This window comes from Microcystis sp. M113S1, from assembly GCF_020246945.1.
Taxonomy (GTDB): Bacteria; Cyanobacteriota; Cyanobacteriia; order Cyanobacteriales; family Microcystaceae; genus Microcystis.
In genome coordinates this window covers 1-4,220 of the sequence record NZ_JADBSA010000310.1, presented here as the reverse complement: position 1 = coordinate 4,220, position 4,220 = coordinate 1, and the positions used below count along the sequence as shown (strand labels likewise).

Here is a 4,220-nt window from a genome sequence, read left to right as displayed (position 1 = left end):
CTGTCTTTTTCATCAGAGAGGCAATCTGATTATAGGTCAAATAGCCATGACCATAAATGAAGTTTTGTCGGGTTAAATAATTGGCTGAGTTGTAGAGATTTTTAGACTGCCAAGATAAATTATCTATCTCCGCCCAAAATCTATGTCCTTTCTTGATAATGTGTCTTTCGGCTACTAACATTATTCTCCGTTGTCTTTTAACTCAGCGTCGGGTTTTGAAGGGTTGTTATCCGTTATGATAATTGTACCGGAAGGCAATTGATAACCTGTTAAATTCCCTTGTTTCCACCATCTCCAAGCCGTTCGATAACTTATTCCTGTTTTTTTGCCTAGTCTGATAGTTTCGTGTTCACATATTACCATGGCTGGCTATATCTGACCATATTTGTATTGAAACTTTACAATACATTATAAAAACGCAAAGGATGGGTTACTACCCCATCCTCAACTTATCATCTACTGATAAATTATCGTTTCCAAGTGACTTTTGGTAGGATATGATTCATATCTACCCGATTTTTATACTTGGTGGCGAAGTTTAGGAGGGAATCGAGGAGAGAATCGGAGAGATAGTGAGGTTGTAGGCCTAGATCGAGTAATTTCGTGTTTTTAGCGTTAAAATAATGTTCCTCTAACTCGATGCGCGGGTTGTCAAGATTGTTAATCTCCACATTTAACCCTAATGCGGAACCAGCTTTTTTCACCATCAGTGCCAAGTCACCGACGCTAAACAGTTCGGTAAATTGGTTAAAGACGCGGAATTCCCCCGATTGAGCGGGATTTGCGATCGCTAATTCCAAACAACGCACGGTATCGCGGATATCTAAAAATCCTCGCGTTTGGCCACCTTTACCGTACACTGTCAGGGGATGACCGATCGCCGCTTGAATACAAAAACGGTTTAAAGCAGTACCAAAAACCCCATCGTAATCGAGACGGTTAATCAACATCTCATCCATTCCCGTTTCTTCGGTGAGGACCCCATAAACCACCCCTTGATTGAGATCTGTGGCTTTTAAACCCCACATCCGACAGGCAAAATGGATATTATGGCTATCGTGGACTTTACTGAGATGGTACATACTACCGGGTTGTTTGGGATAGGGTAAAGTATCCTTACGACCGTTATGTTCGATCGTGATGTAGCCTTCTTCAATATCTATATTCGGTGTGCCATACTCACCCATGGTTCCCAGTTTCACTAGGTGCGCTTCGGGAAATTCCTCTTTCATCGCGTAGAGGATGTTTAAATTGCCAACAACGTTGTTAACTTGGGTTAAAACTGCGTGTTCGCGATCGATCATGGAGAAGGGTGCAGATCTCTGTTCTCCGAAGTGAACAATCGCATCTGGTTGAAACTGTCGCAGGGATTGAATCAAAAAGTCGTAGTTATTGATATCCCCGACAAAAAGATCGAGCGATTTTCCCGTCAGATCTTGCCAGCGTTGAATCCGATGAGATATGGGTGCGATCGGTGTTAAGGTATCGCAGCCTAATTGTAAGTCCCAATAGCGACGAACTAAACTATCAAGTATGCCTACTTCGTAACCTCTATTTGATAGATGGAGTGCCGTTGCCCAACCACAATAGCCGTCTCCGCCAATAACCAAAACTCTCATACAATATCTGTAAAGTTTATATACTCGTCTTTGGTAACTCTAGCAGTTTTGTGTCACGCTTTACCAACTTAATCCCCGTGAACATAGCACGGGGGTGATGGGGTGTAGGGTGTAGGGTGTAGGGTGTGGGGTGTGGGGTGTAGGGAAGGAAACCTCTTTCATCTGTGGGGGTGAAAATTTTTTCATCGAGACTGACTCCTGATTACCACTGTCCACTGAAAACTCAAATCTGCTCACTGCTCACTGATGAGGGTGTTCTAGAAAACTTGACAAGGGAACGGATTATAGGGAAACTCAGCTTGTCGGTCAAGGTAATAGAGCAAATCTCAATTTCTTTTTTACTTTTTACTGTTTACTTGATTACTTGATATTATGCGTTGGCAAGCTCGGCAAAAATCTTCGTTTCCTTCCCTTCCCCTATACGGATTTTTGGCATTTATTGTCGTTTGTCTGATTATTTGGGCAAGTTCTCTGTATCCTCGTTCTAATGCTCTGGTGGGGGGTGAGTCTCTCCCCGCACCTTTTAGGGAGTTTCAACCGGAATGCGCGGATTATGTCCTAGAAAATAGTTCTTTTAAGGATATATCGAGAATTTTTGCTTGTAAAACCTATAAAAACCTCTCCGATCGCGTGATTCTCCCCCTATCTCTCCAAAAAAACGATATTAGTCTCGATAATTGGCAAAATAACTCGGCAACAGCGATCGAATTAGCACCCTGGCCAGAAATTCATCCCCGCGCTCAAGAGACAAAAGTACCGATTTTAATGTATCACGACATTTTACCGGAAAAAGAGGTATTTTTTGACGTTACTCCGGGGGAATTAGAGGCACATTTTCAATTTTTGCAGGAAATCGGGGCAACTCCTATCAGTATCGATTGGTTAATTTCCCATCTGCGGACCGGTATCCCCCTTCCCGCTAAACCGGTTTTATTGACTTTTGATGATGGTTATGGGGGACATTACCAGTATGTCTATCCTTTATTGAGAAAATATGGCTATCCCGCCGTTTTCTCGATTTATATCAATAAAATGACTCAAAAAACCGGCAGAACCAGTGTCACTTGGCAGCAACTCCAGGAAATGTCCGCCGATCCTCTAGTACAAATTGTCTCCCATAGTGTTAGTCATCCCCGGGATTTAAGATTATTGTCCGATGCAGATTTGGAGCAAGAAGTCAAGCAATCGAAACAAATCTTAGAAAAAGAATTGGGCATTCCGATTAATTATTTCACCTATCCAGAAGGGAAGGCAGACGATCGAGTGAAGGAATTCGTCAAAAAAGCGGGTTATCGGGCGGCTTTATCGATGAATGACCTCGATGAACATTTTGCTGGACAATCCCCCGATTTACTCACTATTGGACGCTTTGGGCAATCGCGCACCAGGGAAATTGTCCCGCAAGCTTGGGGAGGTGATCCCTTACCCCGTAGGGATGGTGGTTTTAACTTTGCCACCACCATCCAAAAACGGGAAGTGGAATTCCCAAGCAATACACTTGTTCTAATTAGTGGTGGTATTCCCAAAACTATCCACGCTGATAGTCGCTATCAAGTGGAGGAAATTATCGCCGGCACAGAAGCGATCGCGGCTGTAGATGGCGGTTTTTTCTCTCTCAAGGAATTGGACTCCAATCAGATGATCGGGCCGGTTTTAAGCGAAAATGGCGGCTTTATCCCGGGATATGAAGGTGAAATCGGCAAGTTAGAGGGTCGTCCTTTAGTAATCATTACCGATCGATGGGTGCGTTATCTTCCTTTTGATCCTGCCCGTCATAATACCCTAGAAGGAATCGCAGCGGAGGCCGGAGATGATCTCAAGGTTACGGATGCTTTTGTCGCGGCCGCTTGGTTAGTCAAAGATGGACAACCACAACCGCGAGAATCCTTTGGTACACTTTACGGTTTTGATGCCCTGCGTCACCGGGCTTTTTGGGGAATTAATCAGGCAGGACAGCCAGTAATCGGGGTTTCCAGAGACCCGATCGATTCGATGGCTTTGGGAGAATTATTAGTACAGGCAGGTTTTCGGGAGGCAGTGATGTTAGATTCAGGAGCAAGTACCTCCCTCGCTTATCGAGGCCAATCGCAAGTGCATTATACTCCCCGTCCCGTTCCCCACGTTGTCGCTTTATTTCCCCCCACAGAAACCTATATTGTTCCCATTAGTCATGTGGGGATTCCCTGCGTAATTTTCGCCGATTCCTGTGCTGCGGGGAGTTAGGGGACAAAAACTTATTAACCAGAAAACGGCTGAAGCTATGTATCTAAGAAAGCTCTCAGGACAATTTTGTACTTGTTTTTCAGCCGTGGAGAAACCAGACCACCTTGCTGAATCTGTGCGAGAATTGTGGCTGAACAAGAGCCTTTTGGAATCGGACTACCCGCAGTGATTAAACTGGCTAATTCCGTGGCATCCATCTCCCGGGCAAATTGATAGGCAATCACAGATTCACAGACGTTGACACTCCCGTCGCTAAAAGCGAGGGATTCTTGGTTCATTGAGTTTCCTTAATCTGACAGGACGTATCCAACCAAACCAGAGGGAATCTCTCCCCAAGCGTGAGTTCCGGTATGCCCTACCGTACTTAGTCCCTTTTTG

General features: G+C 44.5%; 3 protein-coding genes and 1 pseudogene. 1 reads left to right on the top strand and 3 read right to left on the bottom strand.

Annotated elements, in window-relative coordinates; genetic code table 11:
* Both IM319_RS15680 and IM319_RS15675 read right to left on the bottom strand, forming a co-directional pair.
* Window positions 1-181 (bottom strand): annotated as a pseudogene (locus IM319_RS15680) (transposase); the annotation flags it as partial.
* A gap of 286 nt (window positions 182-467) precedes the next feature.
* Complete coding sequence (locus tag IM319_RS15675; RefSeq protein ID WP_287736203.1) at window positions 468-1,619, bottom strand: NAD-dependent epimerase/dehydratase family protein; 1,152 nt, start codon at window positions 1,617-1,619, stop codon at window positions 468-470.
* Window positions 1,620-1,991: 372 nt separating this feature from the next.
* Here IM319_RS15675 and IM319_RS15670 point away from each other — a divergent pair, with 372 nt between their 5' ends.
* Window positions 1,992-3,842, top strand: a complete 1,851-nt coding sequence (locus IM319_RS15670; RefSeq protein ID WP_287736201.1) for a polysaccharide deacetylase family protein — start codon at window positions 1,992-1,994, stop codon at window positions 3,840-3,842.
* Window positions 3,843-3,877: 35 nt separating this feature from the next.
* On the opposite strand, the gene IM319_RS15665 is transcribed toward IM319_RS15670, so the two are convergent.
* Window positions 3,878-4,120 carry a hypothetical protein gene (locus IM319_RS15665; RefSeq protein ID WP_287736199.1) on the bottom strand — a complete coding sequence of 81 codons (243 nt, stop codon included), beginning with the start codon at window positions 4,118-4,120 and terminating at the stop codon, window positions 3,878-3,880.
* Window positions 4,121-4,220: the final 100 nt, after the last annotated feature.